Source organism: Acidimicrobiales bacterium, assembly GCA_034521975.1.
Classification (GTDB): Bacteria; Actinomycetota; Acidimicrobiia; order Acidimicrobiales; family SKKL01; genus SKKL01.
On the sequence record JAXHLR010000003.1, the window covers coordinates 225,283 to 246,108 of the forward strand.

Sequence of the window (20,826 nt, forward strand, 5' to 3'; positions counted from 1 at the left end):
CACAATGCGCGTCGAGCTGCGGACCCCCTTCATCGAGACCCGCCCCAAGGAGACCTGTCGGGTCGTCCTCGCGGTGCAGAACACCTCCGACGTCATCGACGACGTCACCGCCCACGTCGTGGGGTTCGCACCCTCGGCCGTGCGCAGCGAACCGTCCCGCCTGCCCCTGTTCCCCGGCGCCGAAGGCACGATCAGTCTCGTCATCCGGATCCCCCCGTCGTTCCCGGCCGGCGACCAGGTCATCCCGATCGAGATCCGTTCGACCATCCACCCCGACGAGGTGGTCACCGTCGACCTCCACCTGGTGGTGGCGGTCGACGACGACGTCTCGATCGATGTGCGGCCCCGTTCGCTCACCGGCGGCAAGCGGGGCGAGTTCGAGGTGCTGTGCACCAACCGGGGAAACCGGCCCATCGACCTCACCCTCATCGCGTCAGATCTCGAGTCCGCCCTCACCCACGAGTTCGAGCCTCCCTTCGTCGAACTGCCCGCCGGCCACGAGGTCGTGTCGCTGCTGCGGGTCCGCGGCAAACGTCCCTTCATCGGCCAGAACGCCAACCGGCGCATCACGGTCACCGCACTCGGACCGGATCGCCAGCTCGACGCCGAAGCCACCTTCTCGCAGCTGCCCCGTATCCGCCGGGGGCCGGTCACGGTGCTCATCCTCGCCGCGATCATCGGTCTGTGGGCGCTGCTGTTCCTGTTCGCGATCAACACCTCGCTGTCGTCGGAGCCGCTGACCAAGGAGTTCCCAGGGACCGCGCTCGAGTCGATCGGCCACGCGCTGGCCGCCGAGGAGCCGATCGTCGGGGCGGCGTCGGCTCGGGTCGATCCGATGACCACCGGTGGCGCGGTCAGCGGCACGGTGGTGGCGGCCAGCACCGACGAGCCGGTGGGGCGCATCACCGTCGAAGCGATCCGCCAGACCCGCGACGGCCCGGTGCTCGCCACCGCGGCGGCGACCGACGACGAAGGGGCCTACGAGCTGGTCGGACTCGTCGCCGGCACCTACACCCTCCGCTTCACCGCACCCGGGTTCGAGGACGTCTGGTACCCGGCCGCCGACAGCGAAGCCGCCGCCCAGACGGTACGGGTCACGGTGGGCGACACCCTCGACGGCGTCGACGTGGCCATCACCGGCGAACCCGGCGGGATCGTCGGATCGGTCGACATCGGCGAGGCGGTCGCCTCGGTGCCGGTCACCGTGACCGCCCGCGCCGTGGTTGACGGCACCGTCGGCGCGGTCGTCGCCGAAGGCACCACCGACGAGACCAACACCTACAGCCTCGCCCCCCTGGACACGCCCGCCACCTATGAGCTGACCTTCACCGCCCCCGGCTACCAGACCGCCACCGCCGAAGAGCGGATCGACGGCGGCGAGATCGGGGTCGCCAACACGGTGCGGCTCAGCGCGGGCGAGGGTTCGATCAGCGGCTCGGTCACCTCGGGCGGCCAACCTCTCGGCGGGGTCGCGATCACCGCCACCTCCGGCGAGGAGGAGTGGACGACCGCGACCCCGACCAGCGGCGTGGTGGGATCGTTCGAGCTCCAAGAGCTGCCGACCCCTGGCACCTACACCCTGACCTTCGAGCTCGACGGCTACAGCAGCGAGACCATCGCCATCGCGCTGGGACCCGGCGAGTCGCGCGGCGGGATCACCGTCGACATGGAGGGCGGCACCGGCACCATCAGCGGACAGGTGAGCACCGACGGCTCGGGCCTCGGTGATGTCACCGTCACCGTCACCGGCGGACCGTCGCAGGCCTCGACCACCTCGCTCACCGCCGGCGACGTCGGCTCGTACCGGCTGAGCGGCCTCACCACGCCGGCGCGCTACACCCTGACCTTCTCCGCCGACGGCTACCAGGCCGAGACCGTCAGCGTCGACCTGAGCTCGAACCAGTCGGCCAGCGGTGTCGACGTCACGCTCCGACGCTTCGCTGGGCTCGATCGCCGGGCAGGTCGTCGACGACACCACCGGCGATCCGCTGAGTGGGGTCGAGATCGCCATCACCGACGGCACCACCACCAAGGAGAGCCTGTCGGCGTCGTCACCACCCGGTGAGTTCCTGGTGTCCGGGCTCCCCGAAGGCGCCTGGTCCCTCACCTTCGTGCTCGACGGCTACGTCTCCCACACCGAGCTCGTGGTGCTCGACCCTGGCGAGGACACGACGATCACTGCCAACATGTCACCGGTCTCCACCAGCGCCCCGACCCCATGAGCCGTCATGCGCGTTGACGTCACCCCCGATTCGCTCGACGTCGACCCGGGTCGCCCCGCGGGCCTGGGGGTGTCGATCTACAACGACGAATCGGTCATCGTCGCCTACCGGGTCCGGGTGCTGGGCCTCGATCCCGCCTGGGTGAGCATCGACGCGCCCCGCCTGTCGCTGTTCCCCGACACCACCGAGGCGGCCCAGGTCCTGCTGGACATCCCGCCCGAGGCGCCGGCGGGCACTCGCCGGATCGGGATCGAGGTCACCTCGCTCACCGAGCCGACGGTCACCGAGATCGTCGAGATCGAGATCCGGACCCCCGAGGAGCCCACGGGCCGTCTCGAGCTCGAGCCGCCCTCGGTGTACGGCACCAAGACCGGGACCTTCGGCGTGACCGTCTCCAACGAGGGAAACACCCCACTGGAGATCGAGCTCGAGGCCGAGGACGAAGAGGACCACCTCGAGTTCACGTTCCACCCGACCATCACCCGCCTGGCCCCCGGCGAACGAGGGTTCGTCCAGGCGGTCGCGCGCGGTAGCCGCGCGTGGTTCGGCAACCCGACCGCCCACACCTTCCGGGTCACCGCCATCGAGAACGAGCTGGTCAGCCCGGCGATCGGGACGCTGGTCCAGCGGGCGAGGATCGGGCGGGGCGGGCTCAGCCTGATCGGGCTGTTGCTCGCCGCCACCGTGTTCGCCGTGGTGCTCACCGCCTCGCTGGGCCGGGTGGTGGACCACAGCCGTGCCAACGACGACCTGTTGTTGAACGTCGTCCGCGGCGAGACCGACGAGGAGACGGTGACCGACCCGGGCGGCATCGGCGGCACCGCCACCTTGCTCACCTCGGGCGCCCCGGTCAGCGGCGTCACCGTCGACCTGTTCAGCGCCGACGACCCCAACCAGCTCACCGCCTCCACTGCCACCGAGGAAGACGGTGCCTTCCAGTTCGGCGGACTGGCCGAGGGCGACTACAAGGTACGGTTCCGCGGCGCGGGGTTCACCGAGATGTGGCACGCCGAGGCGTTGACCTTCGACGAGGCCGACACCGTCGAGGTCGTCGCGGGCGAGACCAGCAGCGACATCGACGTGCGGCTGGGCGGGGTTCCGGGGTCGATCACCGGCCAGATCCTGGGCGAAGACCCGGGGGGTGCGGTGGTGACCCTGCAGGTGCCTGCCGAGGCGATCCAGGGCGAGGTCGACGCCATCGTGATGTCGGCAGTGGTCGACGCCACCGGCGAGTTCATGCTCGAGGAGGTCCCCGCTCCCAGCTCCTACGTCCTGCGGGTGGAGAAGCCCGGCTTCGCGCCCGCGGTGCGGCTGGTCAACATCGCCGCCGGCGAGACGATCGAGGGGGTCGAGCTGCGCCTGCGCACCGGTGACGGATCGATCACCGGGTCCGTCGTCGACGACGACGGACCGCTCGGTGGGGCCCAGATCGTGGCCTCCTCGGGCGAGGTCGAGGTTCGGGGTGCCAGCCTGACCCAGGACGGCATCGGGAGCTTCACCCTGCGCGATCTGCCAACACCGGCCACCTACACCATCCAGGTCAGCGCCGACGGCTATCGGTCGGAGACCTTCGCCGTCCGTCTCGCAGGAGGCGAACAGGCCGAAGGGGTGCAGGTTCGGCTCCGCCAGGCCACCGGGTCGATCTCGGGGACGGTGGCCATCGTCGGTGAGGGACCCGTCGGGGGCGTGCGGATCAGCGTCAGCGACGGCGAGAACGAGTACAGCACGCGTTCGCTCAGCACCGGTGACGTCGGGTCGTACCGCCTCGATGGTCTCCCGGTCCCGGGCGGCTACACGGTCACCTTCGCCCGGGAAGGGCTGGCGACCCAGACCCGCTCGGTCCAGCTCGACGCAACCGCCGGCAACGAGCGCACCGGCGTCGACGCCAACCTCACCCGGGCCGACGGCGTGCTGCGCGGCACGATCACCGACGAGAACGGCGTTGCCCTCGGCGGGGTGCAGGTCACCGCCACCTCCGGTGACGACAGTGCCACGACCGTCAGCGCCCACGACCCCCCCGGTGCCTACGAGCTGCGCAACCTGCCCGCGGGCACCTACACCGTCACCTTCGAGCGACCGGGCTCACAGCCACAGGCGGTGCTCATCGCGCTCGCCGCCGGCGAGGTCGAGACCCTCGACGCGGTCCTCTCGCCCCAGGCCTCGCTGGGTGGCACCGTCACCGTGGGCGGCACCGGGACCGCCGGGCTCCAGGTGCGCATCTTCCTCGTCGAGACCTACCCGACCCAGATCCTCGAGACCACCATCACCGCTGGTGACGGCTCGTATGTCTTCGTCGGTCTCAACGCCCCCGAGACCTACATCGTCGAGTTCCTGAACGCCGGAGGCACGGTGGTCGGCACCGAGACCGTCACCCTGCTGGCAGGCGAGCAGCGCGACGACGTCGACTTCAACATTCCGTGACCGGCAACCCGGGCCGGCCGGTGCGATGATGGGCCGATCGGCCCAGGCCACATCCCTGGCCGGTGGCCTAGTCTGGGGCACGTTCCAGGGGTGTGCCACAGGGCACGGCATGAGCCGCGAGAGGGCGCGAGCATGACATCAGGAATCGAGGTCAGGCCCGAGCGAGTCGACTCGACCCCTGGCGAGCCGGTGACGGTCGTGGTCGAGGTCACCAACCTCCTGGCCGAACCCCGGCAGTTCCAGGTGCGCGTCGTCGGATCGGACTCCGGCTGGTCGGGGCCCACCATGGTCACCCCGCTGCTCCAGCCGGGCGCCCACACCGCCACCGAGCTCACCGTCACCCTCCCGTTGGGGTTCCCCTCCGGCGAACACCTCTTGGGCGTCGAGGCGGTCCCCCTCGACGCCACCGGCGCCGCCTCGACCGATCAGCACCAGCGCCGGGTCTCGGACCTGGTGGTCTCGGTGGGATCGCTCGCCGACCTGCACGCGGTGCTCGAACCCCGAAACGTGCGGGGCAAGCGGATGGGACGGATCGGTTCGGCCCTCAGCCCCAGGGCACTGGTCCGCAGCCGCGGCAGCGGGGTCCGTCGCTCCCGCGGCGGACAGGCCACGGTCTCGTTGCGCAACCGCGGGTTCGAACCGATCCACGTGTCGCTCGCCGCGCACTCCCCGGGCGAAGAGCTCGACATCAGCTTCGACCGATCCGAAGCGCTGATCGACCCCGGCCACATCATTCCCGTCTCGACCAAGGTCAAGGGCAAGCGTCCCTGGTTCGGCCGGCCGCGCCGCACCCCGTTCACGGTCACCGCCCGGGGTACGGGAAACGCGGTCACCCTCGACGGCAGCTTCAGCCAGTCCGCCAGGATCCATCCCGCCATGCTCAAGGGGACCGCGATCCTCGCGGTGCTGGCGGTGTGGGCGTCCACCCTGTTCTTCGTGTGGGACGAGGTGGTCGTCCAGGAGGAGACCGAGGAGACGACCGCCGAGCAGGCGGGCGACGTCACCGACGCACCGGGCGACGCGGACGGCGGTGGCGGTGCGGGTGGCGGCAGCGGGAACGGTACGGGCGGCGGCGCCGGGGGCGGAGCCGACGGAGGCGGGGGCGATGGCGCCACCGACGTGCAGGTCGGCTCGCGGATCGAGGCCAGCGGCCAGGTGGAGGCGCGCGAACCCGAAGGCGTCCAGGTGCGCATCCGCTCGGTCTCACTGGTCGACGAGATCAGCGACGACGCCACCTTCCAGGCCAACATGCGCACCGCCCAAGCGTCGGGGGTCAAACTGTTCGGGCGCCGTGGTGGGGTGATCCACAACCGGATCGTGCCCGCCCAGCTCAGCACCAGCACCGACGACGAAGGCCGGTGGGCCGCCAGCGGCCTGGGGGGTCCCGGCTTCTACGAGATCCGGTTCTCCAAGCCCGGCTACGCCACCAAGGCATATGTGGTCGAGATGGCCGAGGACGGATCGCCCATCACCCTCGACGCCGAGCTGGTGGCAGGCGACGGAGCGCTGTCGGGGATCATCAGCGGCCCCGGCGGTCCGCTCGGCGACGCCGAGATCACCGTCACCGACGGAGACGTCACCTTCAGCACCACCACACCCACCACCGGTGCGGTGGGCACGTGGGGAGTCGAGGGGTTGACCACCCCCGGCACCTACCTCATCACCGCATCGCGGCAGGGTTTCGGCACCGCCACCGCGCTGGTGCGGCTCGGTGGCGGCGAGAGTCGCAACGGGGTGTCGATGCGGCTCGAACCGGGGGTCGGGGCGATCACCGGCAGCGTCCGGTCCAGCGCCGGGCCGTTGGGTGACATCACGGTCACCGCCACCAACGGCGACGTCACCCGCAGCACGACGAGCCTCACGGAGGGCCCCGTCGGCACCTTCTCCATCACCGACCTGCCCATGCCCGACACCTACACCCTCACCATCGAGGGCGACGGCTACCTGAACCAGACCCGCGACGTGGTGCTCAACAGCGGGCAGGCCAACGTCGGGATCGAGATGATCGCCAGCACCGGCATCGTCTACGGCCGGGTCACCAATTCCGCCGGCGACCCCATCGGCGGCGCCGGGATCACCGCGGTCAGCGAGGACAACACCTACAAGAACACCACCTCGCCCGACGGCACCTACGAGATGGTGGGTCTCGAACCCGGCAGCTACGTCATCGAGGTCGAGGAGTTCGAGTACCACCCCGGCTCCACCCTGGTGACCCTCGGCCCCGGCACCCTGCGCGAGGTCGACCTCTCGCTCACCCCCAAGGACTCGCTCGCCCCCGAACCCAACAACTCGCTGACCGTGTCACTCTCCGCCCCCGACGTCACCGGCGAGCTGAACGTCACCGTCATCGACCGCGCGAGCGGAATGGAGGCCACCGCCGAGGGTGAAGGCACGATCAACGCGGTGTTCGACGACATCCCGGCCGGGGCCCGCACGCTCGACATCAACGGCGACGGCTTCCAGGAGACGACCGCCTCCGCGCGGGTGGCGCTGAACGGGGCCAACAGCATCTCGGTCACCCTGCGCCCGCTGATCGTTGCCGACTTCACGGTGCTCGGCAACGACGCCGAGGACCCCGGCTCTCCGGTCGAGGGGGCCGATGTGGCGATCGTCCGGCTCAGTCCCCCGTGCGGCCCCAACAGCGAGGCACCCGGCTGCCACGAGCCGCTCGAGACGGTCACCGACCAGAACGGTGAGGCACGCATCCCCGACGAGGACGGCAACCCCGAATCGGCGGTCGAGCTCACCGACGGCAGCTACCGGATCGACGTCGATCACCCCGACTACCTGGCCACGAGCTACTTCACCGGTCTCCTGGCCTATGAGACCAACCCCAACCCCGAGCGCGAGCTCGACATCGACCGCCTCGGGATCCTCCGCCTCGACGTCGTCGAGCCCGAGAACCCCGACCCGCCGTTCGAGCCCCAGCCCCTCGACGGCTACACCGTCACCCTCGACCCCCCGTACGGCGACGACGACCACGTCCACGACGCCGACGAACACCCCCTCGAGATCCGTGGGATCCCCCAGAACACCTACAACGCGTCGCTCGCCCTCGACGGCTACAACACCGTCACGCTGTCGGGGCTCTCGGTCATCCTCAACAACATCCTCGAGCGGCGGGCGACGATGTTCCCGAGCGAGACCACCACCGGCCGCGTGGTCTGGGTCGATACCGGACCTGACGGCAATACCATCCCGATCCAAGGTGCCGTGGTCCAGATCGAGGGTGCGAGCGACTACGACGAGAACGGCGACCCGGTCTCGGGCGCCTTCCCATCCGACCTCACCGACGCCAACGGGCAGTTCGCGTTCCCCAACGACGGGGAGCTCGGCCCCGTGTTCGGCGACGCCGACCTGACGATCACCCACCCCGACTTCGACGGCCCGCTGGTGGTGAGCGATCAACCGGTCGGCGAGAACCTCGGCGATATCGAGCTCGCCCCGTTGGACGGCTTCCTGAACATCAGCGCTCTCCTCGAACATGGTGTCGCCGACCCCGACCTCCTAGACCCCGCGGACCCGGCCGACATGGAACTCCGGTTCTCCGACGGGCCCGCAGGGTTCGACGAGGGGCCATACGCGCCGAGCTCAACCGGAACCGAGATCGCTGGCTGGAGCTTCAGCTCCACGTTCAACCACGGCTCTCTCGCCCCGGGCACCTACCAGGGCGAGATCACCCACACCGACGCCTCGCAGGGGGCGACGTTCACTCCCGCCACCTTCGAGATCTTCATCCCACCCAACCAACCGGTCAACGAACCTGGCCTGGTCCTGTACCGACAGGGAAGCATCTCCGGCACCACGCGGTTCTTCGATGACCCGACCGATCTCACCGCACCGACACCGCTTGCCGACGCCACCGTCACCCTCGAGATCATCGACGGCGGCGGCAACGTCATCGAACAGGTCGACACCGTCGACAGCAACGAGTTCGGGGGCTTCTCGTTCGCCGAGCTCGACACGGGCCCGACCGGCGACCCGATCACCTACCGGTTGATCGCGGAGAAGGAAGGCCACACCGACGAGCTGACCGGAGGTGCGGACACGATCGAGCTCGCGCTGGGCGTGGGCCAGGAGACCACCGCCCAGGATCTGCTCCTGCGCCGGCAGGCGTCGATCTCGGGCACAGTGCGTGGCACGTCGACCTCGGGCGGTGAGGTCCCCCTCGAGAACGCCACCGTGTCGATCGAGCAGAACGGCGGGAGCGTGGTGATCGAGGTGCAGACCGACGAGGACGGCGACTTCGTGGCCTACGGGCTGGAACCGAAGGAGTACTTCGGAGATCCAACCTCGGTGCCCGACACCGTGATCACCATCACCGACGCCAACGACGACTACGAGGAACTGGTGGTCGCCCTCGACAACAGCAACCCCGACGTCGGGGGCCCGCTCGGCTGGGGCGAGCAGCGAACGATCACCCCACCGACGCTCGACCTGCCGGTGAAGCCCGGCACCGTCCGGTTCTCGGTCGAGAGCACCGCCGGCGCCCAGGACGAGCCCGACGGCCTGGTGTTCACCCTTCACCGGACCGGCGGCGGCGACCCCGGAGCCAACGACCCCGACACCGCCTGCGATGGGAGTAGCGGCACCCTGATCGCCGACCAGGACGACGTGACGCCCGACAGCAGCGGCGATCTGCCGGTGTACGAGATCGGAGAGCTCGAGCCCGGCTGCTTCGTGCTGTACCTCAACGCCCCCAACCACGCTCCTGTCGCCAAGGAGTTCTACGTCCAACCCGACGAGACCCGCGACTTCACCGGCGACGGCGAGGGTGCGATCCCGCTCGCCCGCCAGGAGATGACCGTCAAGGGCACGGTCACCCTCAGGGTGGGCAGCACCGACCTCGACGATCGCAGCGGCGTTGCCGTTCAACTCCTGCAGGACAGCAACGAGGTGGCGGGCTTCGACGACACCACCGACGGAAGCGGCAACTACAGCATCGCCGACATCGAGGACGGCACCGACTACGCCGTCGAGTTCAGGCTCGACGGCTACCAGACCGAGACCTCCGACACGTTCACCGCGTGCCTCGGCCAACTGCTTCCCGCGACCTGTCCCTCCGAGGACGACCCGACGATCATCATCGACCAGACCCTCACCGCGATCCAACACGATGTCACCGTCACGGTGCGATCCGCCGTCGACGGCCTCCTGGAGGGCGCGGAGGTGCGTCTGGTCCACGACCCCCAGGCCGCGGACAACACCACCGACCAGAGCTATCCGTCGCCGACGGGTTCGCTCCCGACCAACATCGACGGTGAGGTCACCTTCAGCGCTGTGGTCCCCGGGCACTACCTCATCGAGGTGCTCGAGGACGACGCCGAGGGCGGCCACCTCGACACCACCGAGCCCTATCAGCTCCAGATCGCCGACAACCCCGACACCACCCCCGAGGTCACCATCGAAGAAGCGCTCGTCACCGGTTGGGTCAAGATCGAGGGCTCGACCGATCCCTCACTGACCGGCTCGACCGTGGAGGCACGCTATCAGACGGCCGGCAACGAGGTCGCGGCGAGCTACACCTTCAGCGTGGACGCGAGCACCTCACTCGCCGAGTTCGAAATGTACGTACCGATGGACGCGGCATCCTCGCGCAGCTACGAGATCCTCGCTCATGGTCCCAACGACAGCTACCGATCGGTCGATACCGCGACCACGTCGCTCAGCTCGGGCGACACCGAGGAGGTGGCCACCAACGGCGACCCGCTGCTGATCGAGGAGGGCGCGGACATCACCGTCCGAGTCCGCGAAGACGCGACGTCGAGCACGCTCATCGACGGGGCGACCATCCAGTACGTCGGTCCAGAGGGCACCGAGCTGGTGACCGACGGCAACGAGGGCGACGCCGACGGCACTGCAAACGGCGAGATCGACCTCGACGGGTTGGCACCAGGCGACTACGACATCACCGTCCAGGCCGGCGACGGCCACGACGCCGCCACCGCAAACGGCGTCACGCTTGCACACGGATCGAACGGAACGCTCACCATCGACGTGCGCGCCTTCGGCGCGCTGCGGATCGATCCCAACGGCGGGAGCGGAGGAAGCTCCTTCGAGGTGAAGCTCGTCCCCGAGTTGTCCGGGCAGGCCAACCCGATCTCGCTCCAGGACACCAACAACAGCGCGCGGACCATCGATAACGTGACTACGGGGACCTACGACATCGAGGTCTGTTGGCCCGCGTTCGACGAGACCTCCGGCGATTGCGAGCCCGACGGTTCCAGCGTCTACCACGGGCAGACCCAGGCCACGATCGAGCGGGGATCGACCACCTTCGTGTCGGTCACGCTCGACGAGATCCAACCCTAGGACCGGCCCCAGGGCACCGGCGAGGCCGGGCCGCGACCATTCGCCCGCTGAGCGGGCACCGCCGCGTGTCAGCCGATGATGCCGACGAACACCAGGGCGATGGCGACAGGGATGCCGATCATCGCCACCAGGTAGGGCCAGATCGGGCCGACCTCGGGCTCGGGTTCGGGCGGTGGCGGCGGTGGCGCGGGTGCGGCGATCACCGGCGCCGGCGGCGGCATGGCCGGTGGATGCAGGTCGGCCCCACAGCGGATGCACAAGGTGGCCGAGTGCAGGTTGGGCTCGTTGCACTGCGGGCACCCGATCGAGGCCACCACCTGGCGACCGCCGGCCCCCGGAAGGCGGCGCAGGCCGAACTCGTCGTCGCCCCCCTCGCCCGCCGGCTGATCGCCGGAGCGGACCCAGAACAGCGGGAAGTCGCAGCGCCGGCAGAACTCCTGGGCGTTGCGTCGCACCTGGTCGAAGTAGCTGACCGTGCCACAGCTCGGGCAGGTGATCTCGACGGTCGGGGCGTGGGAGTCCGACGGGTAGTAGGACTGGCTCACGATCCCACCGCCTGGGGCATCTCGGGCCACACCAGCTCGTTGCTCACGAAGATCTGGGTGGGGATGTTGGCAGGGAGCTCGTCGAGCACCAGAGCCACGAAGTCCTCCGTCGTGGTCCAACCGGTCGACTCCACCCGGATCTCGATCCTGGCCGGAGTGGTGGGCGATTCGCCCTCACGGTACACGCCGCCGGTCTCGGTGACCTGCACCGGACCGCCGCACACCAGCTCGAGGAACCGGACCAGACCCCGGCGCGTGCCCCGCCATGCGAGGATGGCGCTCGACTCCTGCACGATGCGACGCTGGAGTCGGTCGGGCAGCGACGAATCGATCGAGCGAACCCCCAACCACGACCCCAGATAGGGGACGAAGGGGGTGGGCGCCACCGTCGGATCGGTCAGGTGCTCGAGGTTGTCGACATCTTCGAGATAGGTGGTCGCCACATCCTGGAAGATGCGCACGAACCGGGTGAAGAAGTCGTCCTCGAGCAGGCCCATGGGCAGCTGGGCGAGGAGCCAGTCGTCGCGCCTCACCGCACCACCACCTGGTGGTGTGCGGACAGGAACAGCGACTGGTCGTCGAGTCGGATCAGCTCGCGACCGGTCCCGTGGCGCACGCCGGTGCGCAGGTCGTACTCGAAGAACAGGATCTCCTCGACCCGGTCGACACCGTCGATCGCCTCGATCAGCTGGGCGACGCTGGCGGCGTTGAGGTCGGTGTCGAAGGGCCAACCCTCGTCGTCGGTGCCACCGGTGAGCGGGTTGATGAACCGGTAGAGCGCGTCGAGCGCACGCTGGCGCACCAGACCGGCGGGACGCCCGGGCAACGATCGCAGCAACGCCGCCACCGTGACCCCCTGGTAGTAGGGCGTGCCGATCTCGACGCGGGTGCCGACCAGGCGACGCTCGTCGAGATGGGTGCCGATCTGGTCGACCAGTTCGTTGGACAGGGCGAAGTCGTCGAGATCGAGCTCGCCGACCGGGGCGGCCAGGCGGGGCACGACCAGCATGCGGATCGGACCACCGGGCGTTGAGGACGGCAGGCACCTCGCCCGGGCCACCTCGGCCGAGGCCTCGACGGTGAGGCGCTCGAAGTCCCTGGCGGTGACCGCCCGCTGCCCGGTGCGCAGGGACATGGGGCCGCGCTGCTTGGCGTTCTCGACCGACTCGGCGTCGGCGCCTCCCCGGGCGGGCACCAGGTTGGTGACCCGGTCGATGTAGGGGATCGTGGTGCGAAGCTGGCGCAGCGTGCCGCTGCCGACGTTGCCGATGGCACCGCCGCCGGTTCGGTAGGCGGCGAGGATGATCTCGGCCCCCTCGGGAGGGATCGCACCGTGCTGGCGGACCCCACCGTCGGGATAGCGGATGCGCGGCCCGAACTTCACCTGGCCGGAGGCACCGTCGAAGGTGATGTGACGGTCGGCGGGACCCGAGTCGGCGAAGTCGACGACCTCCTGCCACTGCTCGACCCCGTCGGGGGTGAGGACCTCGATGTGCTCACCGGTCTGGCGCGGCAGCACCGGTGGGTTGGCGACCCGGAACACCTGGCCAGGTGACCCGTCGCTCCGGCCCAGCAGCTCGGACTCGACCCGGCGGCTGTGCTCGGCCTGGACCGTCCCACCGAGGCTGGCGGCCAGGATCCTCCGCACCTGCGGCGAGGCCTGGTACTGGGGCTGGTCGGCGGCGGCGACGGTCAACCGGGCCCGCAGCCAGTAGCCGCGGGTGCCTCCGAGGGTCAGCGGGGCGTGCTCGAGCGGGACCACGAGGATGACGAAGCCGTCGCGGTTGAGCCCGCCGGTGGAGTCCTCGTGGACCTTGGCCGGGATCCAGGCCTCGCCCGACCAGACCTCCCACGCCAGCGGCGGCCGGCTGGGGTCGACCCCGATCCCTTCGATCGATGCCTCGACGTCGAGGCGCAACAGGTTGCCGGCCAGCGTGGTGGAGAACCCCAGGTAGAAGGCATCACCGGGAGACATGGGCTCGGAGCCGAAGCACATGACCGTGTCGCGCTCGTAGCGCAACGCGTCCCAGACATCGGTGAACTGCTCCTCGTCGGCTCCTGCGGTCAGCGACGCCACCAGCTCGGGCTGGCGGATCTCGAGCGTGCGCTCGGTGCTGAAGATGACCTGCGACCCGTCGGCCTGGGGGGTGGTGGCGACCTCGGTGGCCGCGGGGACGCGCACGACGTCGTCGGTGATCGACGACAGCCAGAAGGTGAGATCGGCCCGGGCCACCGACGGTGGGAACAGCTCGACGCCGACCAGCTCGAGGAACTTGGTGTAGTACCGGTCGGGAACCTGGTTGAGCCGGTACAGCACCATCTCGCTCATCCAGGCGAACAGCTCGATGAGCGCAACACCGGGATCCGAGACGTTGTGGTTGGTCCACTCCGGGCAGTGGCGGGGGATCAGGCGTTTGGCCTCGTCGACCAGATCCTGGAACCGTCGATCGTCGAGATCGGGGCTCGGCAGGGCCATGACTCAGTCCTCCTCATGAGGAATCACATAGAACGGATAGACCAGGTTGCGGCGATCGTTGGTGGACCGGACGCGGTAGTCGACGGTGATGACGACCGTGCCTTCGCGGTCGGGATCGGGGACGACATCGACCTGGTCGACCTCGACCCGGGTCTCCCACTGGGCGATCGCCTCGCGCACCGCGAAGGCCATGAGCCCCAGGGTGTTGCCGTTGATCGGCTCGAAGAGCAGATCCCAGATCCGGCACCCGAAGCCGGGGCGCATCAGGCGTTCGCCCGGAGCGGTGGAGATGATGACCCGCATCGAGCTGTCGAGCTCGGCCGGACCGCCGGCGAGCGCGATCGAACCCGTGTGGTCGACCCGCATCGGGAACGGAAGGCCGCGCCCGATGAAGCCGCTGGGGTGCGGGTCGGACTCCGAGCGGATGTCGCGGGGGGCGGGGTGCGCGTCGCTCACCCGATGCTCACCTGGGGACCGCCCTTGATGGAGGTGGTCGGTGCGCCCTTGGCCGAGAGTCCGCTGGAACCCATGGTCACCTTGTTACCACCCTGGCTGAGCGCCACCTCCTGCTGGCCCTTGATCGACACCTTGGACCCCTCGAGGCTCAACTCGTTGGTGGCGGAGATGCTGATGGCATCGGCGGTGATCGAGATCGACTTGTCGTCGCCGAAGGTGATCTGGGCGGCACCGGCCTTGATCGAGACCGGCTTGCCTTCCGGGACCTCGATGTCGAACCGGTCCTCGCCGATGCGCAGCATGTAGTCGGTGCCGGGCTTGCCGTTCTTGCCGAGACCCATCTTGATGTGGTGCGGATCGCTGCCGCCGTCGACGAAGTCCATGTAGTGACCGAGGCGGGACCGCACCGACCGGCTGGCGATCGTGCCGTTGTCGATCAGATCCTTCTCGGGGGTGTTGACCTTGCCGTAGAGACCGCCCATCACGACCGGGAACCGGGTGTCACCGCTCTCGAAGGCGACGAGCACCTCGTCGTCGACCTCGGGCAGGAACCAGAAGCCCCGCTCGGGCCCGCCACCGGCCGAGAGCACCCGGGCCCAGTGGCTCTCGTTCTCCTGGGACAGGTAGGGGAACTTCACCTTCACCCGGCCCAGGTCCTCGCCGGTGCCGATGGTGGTGACCGTCGCCGGGATCAGCGGGGGCAGGTTCTGCAGGGCGCCGAGGTGTTCGGGCACCGCCGACCCGGACAAGAAGTCGGCCAGCCCGGTGGGGACCCGGTCACCGGCGGTGAAGCGGGTGGTGTAGCCGTCGTAGCCGTACCGGTGCTCGACGCGGGTGACGTGGTACTTGCCCCCGAGGAGCGCACCGGTCACCTCGACCACCACACCGGGCTTGATCTCGGGGTTTCCCCGCAGCTCTCCCTGAGCCTCGACCGCCGAGGCGACCTGGCTGGTGACGATGGCCTTGGCCAGCGCGGTGGCCTCGGCGTCGGTACCCGCGCGCACGCTGGCGGTGTTCAGAGCGGTGGCCGACTTCAGCCCGTTCTTGGCGCTGGAGGTTCCCGGCACGTTGTTGGTCGGTGGGGCGGTGGACTTGGCGGTGCCGGTGACCATGGTCTGGTTGTCACGGTCCCACCCGCTGACCTTCACTTCGGGGTTGGGCACCGCCGTGTTGGTCACCGAGAACCGCCACAGATCGTCGGTGGAGCTCACCTGCACCGGGGTCGGCGACGACGGTGGCCGGGTGAAATAGAACTTGTCGTCGTCGACCCACCAGTCGACGCCGCAGCGGCGCGCCAGGCTGGTGATGAACCCGAAGTCGGTGTCGGCTTGCAGCACGTAGGGGAGGGTCTCCGATGTGGCATCGATGGTGCCGGTGGACAGTCCTGCCCCGCCGGCGACCTTGTCGACGATGTCGGAGGCTTTCATGTTGACGAAGGTGTTCACCGCGTGCCGCCGGGTCAGCCGGTAGGAGCCGTCGTGGGCGACCACCACGTACTCTCCGGCGTCGGAGCCGTCGCGCTCGGCACCGATCTCGGTCACGTGCAGGCGTCCACAGGTCTTGACGAACGATGCCCCACTCCCCGCGCTCCCTTGCGGGAACGCAACGGTGACCTCGTGGTCGAGCGCGAACGGGAACTCGGTGGTCTGCTCGCCGAGACCCGGCGTGGTGAAGCGCATGATCAACCGGGTCGGGACCTGGTACTGGATCTCGAGCGACAACGAGACCATGTTCTGGGCCCACGACTGGTCGAGCAGGCCGCCATCGACGGTGACCTTGGGGGCGTTGACCAGGGTTGCTTCGATCGCCATCAGGTGCCTCCTGCCGCGTCGACGCGCTGTGGGATGGCCAGCATCGTGCCCGGTCGCAACGCCAGCGGGTCTTCGATGCCGTTGGCGGCCGCGATGTCGCGCCAGGGCGTGGACGTGCCGTAGTGCTTGGCTGCGATCCGGTCGAGGGTCTCGCCCGGCTGCACGATGTGGGTTCGGTGGGGGTGGGGCGTGCCCGACGTGGGGTTCTGACGGCCCCAGTTGTCGTCGGGCTCGAACTGCTCGAGCGAGAGCTGCACCCTCGCCCGAAGCGGAACACCGTCGGAGGAGAAGTAGGTGAAGGTCAGCGAGAGGTCGGTGATGACCGACTTGAACGAGTGGAAGTCGCCCCAGTGGAACTGCACCCACGGTGGCCGGCCGTTGCCCGACTCCTCGTCGTAGCCGGGCAGGGTCGTGTCGATCTCCATCAGCAGCAACAGCTTGTTGGTGTGCTCGGTGACGGGACTGCCGTCATGGGTGGTGTCGAAGACCAGGTTGAGGGTCAGCGACCCCGACGTGGCGCCCTGGTAGTCGAGCACCGGCACACCCTTTCCCGGCAGCGACGACCCCTTCCACACGTTGCCGCGGGTCAACGACAGCTCATCGGGGTTGAACAGACAGGGGATGCGTTGGCGGGTCTCGGCCTCGAGAAAGGCCTTCTGGATGGGCATGGTCGGCTCCTCACATCCTCACATGGCTCGCGGCCAGCGCCGGCCACGTCGCTCGAGCTCGCGGATCACACGTGCTTCGAGGGCGTCGAGCAGTCGGTCGATGTCGATCTGTGGTGCTGCGACATCGGGGGCGGCATTGCCTCGACCCGCGCCACCTCCACCGCCGCGGCCGCGTGAACCGTTGGCTTCAGCGCCGGAACCTCCCCCGGCTCCAGCGGAGGGAAAGAGGGTTCCTGCGGGCGATGCCGACGATGGGCCGGACCCACCAGCGCCACCGGAATCGACATCGCCGCCTCCGCTGCCGGCGCCCCCTCCGCCCGAACCGTTGGCCCCCGCAGCGCCACCGCCCGCGACCGCGCTACCCGCTCCGGAGCCACCGGCGCCGGACCCGCCGCCCGCGGGCGGCGACGCCGGCGGTGAACCCACCGGCGCCTTGGCCATGACCTCGCCGACCTTGTCGGCCAGGCGCTCTTCGGCACCGCCCCGGCGGTCGTCGTAGAAGCGGACGAGCGGCGAGGGATTGGCGACATGGGTCAGCTCGTGGGCGAGGATGTCGACCGACCGCGGAGTCTCGTCGAGCGGCCGGGCGAGGTGGACGACATCGCCCGCGGTGGCCGCCAGCTTTCCGACCGAGGCGAGTGCCCGGCGGCTGGCGCCATCGGTGGAGACCCGGACCCGGTCGGGCCGGGGCACGATGGCCCGGGCCATGGGGGTGAAGCGCTCGGGAAGCGGGCGCGGTGCAGATCGATCGCGCCCTCCCAGGGCGTGGCTGAACCGCTCGCCCGGATCGGTGGGAGCGGCGGCAGGCGGCGCGACCGGCTCGTTGCCGACCGGTCGAGTGCCCACCGACGCGTCGGCGGGTCCAGCCCCACCGCTGGCGGGGAGGAGCCCCGCGGCGCGACCAGGGCCACCGGCAGGTGCGCGACCGGAGCCACCAGCGACCGGGGACGAGGCGGGGGCCACCATCGATGGTGCCACCGACCCCAGGTCGGGAAGTCGACGAACCGCTCGGCGAGCGCTGTCGGCCCGAGGTGGCGCCTCGCGGGAAGCCGACCCACCTGATGCGGCTGATGCAGGAACTCGTGGTCCGGCGCTGAGCCGGGTCGATAAAGGCGGTGTGGTGATCGACGCGACGGTTCCGAGGCCCCGCGAGCGGGGCGGTTCCGAAGGGGAGCGAGCCGAAGCCGAGGCCGAACCCGGCACCGACGCCGGGGGCGAGCCCACCGAGGCCGACGAGCCACCCGCGGGGGCGCCGACCACGAACCCACCTGGCGACACCGGCAGATCCGACGAGGGAACCGTCGACGCGAGACCTGGCGAGCGGACACCGGCCGGCCCGATGCTGGGCGACGCGAGACCGGCCGGCCCGACACCGGGCGACGCCACCCCAGCGGTCGCCCCGCCGGGGCGGCCGCGCCCCCAAGCGTCGGGCGACCCTGCTCCCGGAGCGAACCCGCGTGCGGGCGGAGCGGACAGCATGAGCGCGGGCGGCGCGGCGCGCAGCATCGCGGCCAGCGCCGGTTCGGTGCGACGGCCGGGACGACCGGGCCGGCCAGAACTGGCAGGGACACGGTGACGTTCGGTGCCGCCCGCGGCCCCAGATGGCGTGGCCTGGGTTGCACCGGCAGCCGATGATGTGGTCGGAGCCGGGCGTCGCGCCGCCGGGGCCGACCCGGATCGAGCTGTGCCGGCAACGTCGGCGGATCCGGAGCCCAGTCCGGGCAGACCGGCGATGGAACCGGGGCCGACCGGCAGGGAACTGGTGTCGGCGGCAGGCGAACCGGCGGCGGCCAGTCGGGCCGCGAGGTCGGGCGAGGACTCCTGGCGGGTGGCCATGCGCGCCGTCGAGCCCGCCGGTGACGCGGGACCGGCGCTGCGATCGCGGCTCGGCGCGGCGAGGCCGGGCGGCAACACCCCCGTGCCGCGAGGCAGGTCGAGGCCCGAGGCTCCACCGGCACCGACCCCGACGACCTCGCCCGCAAGCACGGCCACGACATCGGCGGTGAACGGTGCTGGCCCGGCAGCGTTCGCGGCCGGGTTGGTGGTGTCCGCAGCAGCAGCGGCGGGCGGAACGGCCGCCGACGCAGCGACAGGCGAGTGGCGGGCGCTGTCGGGCTGCTGCCAGGGGACGGGGCGCCCGAGGCGACCCCTGGCGCGCCGCCCCGTCCGGCCCCCGGGGGCTCGGGACGAACCTCCGCGGCCACCGGGTTGGGAACCTGCCGGCTGTGGACCACTGCGGGGAGCCCGCGGGCGCGCTCCCCCACCGCCACCGGTCCCCGACACCGCCTGGCGGACCTCGTGGTCGAGAGATGGCGGGGCCGACCGGGGGCTGAGGCGACGCGCCGAGGCTCCCGGTCCGGTGTTGCGACCGACCCGTGTGCTGCGACGCGAGCTGGCCGCCAACAGACCACGACGAGGCGCCGGGCGCTTGGGCCTGGCCGCCTCGGCCTGGATCCGTTGGGCGAGGATGTGATCGAGGGTGGCGTCGCCGGTCCGGGGGCGTTCGGGGGCGAAGAGCGACTCGTCCCACTCGGCCGGGGGCGCAACCGGCAACCCGCCGACCGGGAGGTCGGGCACCGCCAACCCCAGTTCGCGGCGCGACGACAACGACAGGCCGGAGTTGAGGGTGAACGAGCTGCTGCGCCGGCCCAACGTGCCGGGCCCGGCGTGGGGGGTCGACCCGACCACACCCGAGCGGCGAGCCCGCAACGGCCGCATCCGTTGACCGATGTCGCGGCCGAGCGAGGGGCCGCCAGCGTCGGCGGAGACGGAGGCGGCGGTGCCGGCGGAGGGAGTGGTGTCGTCGCTCATACCAGCGTGGAGGACCTGAAGCCGTGGTGGGCGATCTCGAGCTCCTCGACCAGCGGATCGCTGGAGTCGGACGCGAACTCGGGGCCCTTCCAGCGGACCGGGAACGCACCTTCGAGCTCCCAGGTGCGCAACCGCTTGCCCTGGGTGTTGGTCATGGTGATGGCCACCGACGACCGGGTGAGTGCGTTGCGGTTGCTGGAGAACCCCTCGCCCGAGCTCTCCGACACCCACGAGAAGAACCGGTCGTTCTGGGTGACTCCGCGGGTGAGCACGATGTTCGGCCAGCTCATGCGACCCGGCAGCTTGTGGACGAACCCGTTCTGGCCGCCCTCGGAGATCTCTTCGACCGCGACGGTGAGCTCGAGCCCCGAGGCCCGGGTGAACCGTCCGACCGCCTGCCCATCGACCTCGACGATGAAGGTCGCGCTGTAGGGCGAGTCCTCGAGGAACGCATCATCCGGCATAGCTTCGGATCCCTTCCCAGGCTCGTCGGTTGAGGTCGGCGACCGACCGGATCAGGCGTGCCCGGTCGCTGTGTTCGAGGTCGAGCAGGGTCTCGAGATCCCAGTGCAGGTGGTAGGCCAGGTAGGCGAGCTCGTCCCAGAGCGCCTCCTGCGGGTATTGCATCATCGCTCGGTGGTGGGCACCTCTTCGATGGCGGCCCGACGTGGGCGCGACACCGGTGGAGCATCGTCGGGCGGTTGGTCGGCACCTTCGTCGGCCGGCGGGGGTGTGTCGACCGGTGCCCGGGTCGACGACGCACCCCGCTCGGCTTCGACGAAGGCCGCGATGTCGGCATCGCTGCCGAAGTTGATGATGCCGTAGACGTCTTGCAGGTACGCGAGGTCGGCGGCGAAGAGCCCCTCGATCTCGCGAGCCGTCACCTGCGACAGCGACCCGAGCTCGGTGATCACCCTCGCCAACACGATGACGGTCAGGAACGGATCGTCGGGACCGCTGACGCGTGGGTCGCGGAGCGGTTCGATCTCGTCCCGGGCCGTCGCCAGCCGCATCGTGCCGCGACGATGCAGCTGGCCCTCCTTGTCGACGAACCCCTTGGGCAGGGTGAAGCTGAACTCGGTCTGCAAGGCGGCCATGGGTCAG

General features: G+C 70.2%; 14 protein-coding genes. 4 read left to right on the top strand and 10 right to left on the bottom strand.

The window, feature by feature from the left end:
* Positions 1-4: 4 nt before the first annotated feature.
* The 4 genes from U5K29_03235 to U5K29_03250 all read left to right on the top strand — a co-directional run bounded on the left by U5K29_03235 (position 5) and on the right by U5K29_03250 (position 10,955).
* Positions 5-2,065, top strand: a complete 2,061-nt coding sequence (locus tag U5K29_03235; GenBank protein MDZ7677547.1) for a carboxypeptidase-like regulatory domain-containing protein — start codon at positions 5-7, stop codon at positions 2,063-2,065.
* Positions 2,004-2,222 carry a hypothetical protein gene (locus tag U5K29_03240; GenBank protein MDZ7677548.1) on the top strand — a complete coding sequence of 73 codons (219 nt, stop codon included), beginning with the start codon at positions 2,004-2,006 and terminating at the stop codon, positions 2,220-2,222. Before U5K29_03235 ends, U5K29_03240 begins: the two co-directional genes overlap by 62 nt.
* 6 nt (positions 2,223-2,228) lie before the next feature.
* Complete coding sequence (locus U5K29_03245; GenBank protein MDZ7677549.1) at positions 2,229-4,643, top strand: carboxypeptidase regulatory-like domain-containing protein; 2,415 nt, start codon at positions 2,229-2,231, stop codon at positions 4,641-4,643.
* A 132-nt stretch (positions 4,644-4,775) separates the two neighbouring features.
* Complete coding sequence (locus U5K29_03250; protein ID MDZ7677550.1) at positions 4,776-10,955, top strand: carboxypeptidase regulatory-like domain-containing protein; 6,180 nt, start codon at positions 4,776-4,778, stop codon at positions 10,953-10,955.
* A gap of 68 nt (positions 10,956-11,023) precedes the next feature.
* On the opposite strand, the gene U5K29_03255 is transcribed toward U5K29_03250, so the two are convergent.
* From U5K29_03255 to U5K29_03300, 10 genes are read right to left on the bottom strand one after another with little or no spacing between them, the layout of a single operon-like run.
* Positions 11,024-11,500, bottom strand: coding sequence for a hypothetical protein (locus U5K29_03255; protein MDZ7677551.1), 477 nt, complete (start codon positions 11,498-11,500; stop codon positions 11,024-11,026).
* Positions 11,497-12,033 carry a phage tail protein gene (locus tag U5K29_03260; protein MDZ7677552.1) on the bottom strand — a complete coding sequence of 179 codons (537 nt, stop codon included), beginning with the start codon at positions 12,031-12,033 and terminating at the stop codon, positions 11,497-11,499. Before U5K29_03260 ends, U5K29_03255 begins: the two co-directional genes overlap by 4 nt.
* Positions 12,030-13,976, bottom strand: coding sequence for a putative baseplate assembly protein (locus U5K29_03265; GenBank protein ID MDZ7677553.1), 1,947 nt, complete (start codon positions 13,974-13,976; stop codon positions 12,030-12,032). Before U5K29_03265 ends, U5K29_03260 begins: the two co-directional genes overlap by 4 nt.
* A 3-nt stretch (positions 13,977-13,979) precedes the next feature.
* On the bottom strand, positions 13,980-14,432 hold the full coding sequence (locus U5K29_03270; GenBank protein ID MDZ7677554.1) for a GPW/gp25 family protein: 453 nt from the start codon (positions 14,430-14,432) through the stop codon (positions 13,980-13,982).
* Positions 14,429-16,243, bottom strand: coding sequence for a phage baseplate assembly protein V (locus U5K29_03275; protein ID MDZ7677555.1), 1,815 nt, complete (start codon positions 16,241-16,243; stop codon positions 14,429-14,431). Before U5K29_03275 ends, U5K29_03270 begins: the two co-directional genes overlap by 4 nt.
* Positions 16,243-16,911, bottom strand: coding sequence for a LysM peptidoglycan-binding domain-containing protein (locus tag U5K29_03280; protein MDZ7677556.1), 669 nt, complete (start codon positions 16,909-16,911; stop codon positions 16,243-16,245). The genes U5K29_03275 and U5K29_03280 overlap by 1 nt, the downstream gene beginning before the upstream one ends.
* An 18-nt stretch (positions 16,912-16,929) precedes the next feature.
* Positions 16,930-19,722, bottom strand: coding sequence for a DUF4157 domain-containing protein (locus tag U5K29_03285; GenBank protein ID MDZ7677557.1), 2,793 nt, complete (start codon positions 19,720-19,722; stop codon positions 16,930-16,932).
* Positions 19,719-20,186, bottom strand: a complete 468-nt coding sequence (locus U5K29_03290) for a phage tail protein (GenBank protein ID MDZ7677558.1) — start codon at positions 20,184-20,186, stop codon at positions 19,719-19,721. Before U5K29_03290 ends, U5K29_03285 begins: the two co-directional genes overlap by 4 nt.
* Positions 20,176-20,352, bottom strand: a complete 177-nt coding sequence (locus U5K29_03295; GenBank protein MDZ7677559.1) for a DUF6760 family protein — start codon at positions 20,350-20,352, stop codon at positions 20,176-20,178. Before U5K29_03295 ends, U5K29_03290 begins: the two co-directional genes overlap by 11 nt.
* Positions 20,349-20,819: a hypothetical protein gene (locus U5K29_03300; GenBank protein MDZ7677560.1), complete on the bottom strand. Its 471-nt coding sequence runs from the start codon at positions 20,817-20,819 to the stop codon at positions 20,349-20,351. The genes U5K29_03295 and U5K29_03300 overlap by 4 nt, the downstream gene beginning before the upstream one ends.
* Positions 20,820-20,826 lie beyond the last annotated feature (7 nt).

Excerpts from the sequence above, each read along its gene's own strand:
- U5K29_03285 (MDZ7677557.1), bottom strand. The coding sequence starts at position 19,722 with ATGAGCGACGACACCACTCCCTCCGCCGGCACCGCCGCCTCCGTCTCC.
- U5K29_03265 (MDZ7677553.1), bottom strand. The coding sequence starts at position 13,976 with ATGGCCCTGCCGAGCCCCGATCTCGACGATCGACGGTTCCAGGATCTG.
- U5K29_03295 (MDZ7677559.1), bottom strand. The coding sequence starts at position 20,352 with ATGATGCAATACCCGCAGGAGGCGCTCTGGGACGAGCTCGCCTACCTG.
- U5K29_03275 (MDZ7677555.1), bottom strand. The coding sequence starts at position 16,243 with ATGGCGATCGAAGCAACCCTGGTCAACGCCCCCAAGGTCACCGTCGAT.
- U5K29_03290 (MDZ7677558.1), bottom strand. The coding sequence starts at position 20,186 with ATGCCGGATGATGCGTTCCTCGAGGACTCGCCCTACAGCGCGACCTTC.
- U5K29_03245 (MDZ7677549.1), top strand. The coding sequence starts at position 2,229 with ATGCGCGTTGACGTCACCCCCGATTCGCTCGACGTCGACCCGGGTCGC.
- U5K29_03300 (MDZ7677560.1), bottom strand. The coding sequence starts at position 20,819 with ATGGCCGCCTTGCAGACCGAGTTCAGCTTCACCCTGCCCAAGGGGTTC.
- U5K29_03250 (MDZ7677550.1), top strand. The coding sequence starts at position 4,776 with ATGACATCAGGAATCGAGGTCAGGCCCGAGCGAGTCGACTCGACCCCT.
- U5K29_03280 (MDZ7677556.1), bottom strand. The coding sequence starts at position 16,911 with ATGCCCATCCAGAAGGCCTTTCTCGAGGCCGAGACCCGCCAACGCATC.
- U5K29_03235 (MDZ7677547.1), top strand. The coding sequence starts at position 5 with ATGCGCGTCGAGCTGCGGACCCCCTTCATCGAGACCCGCCCCAAGGAG.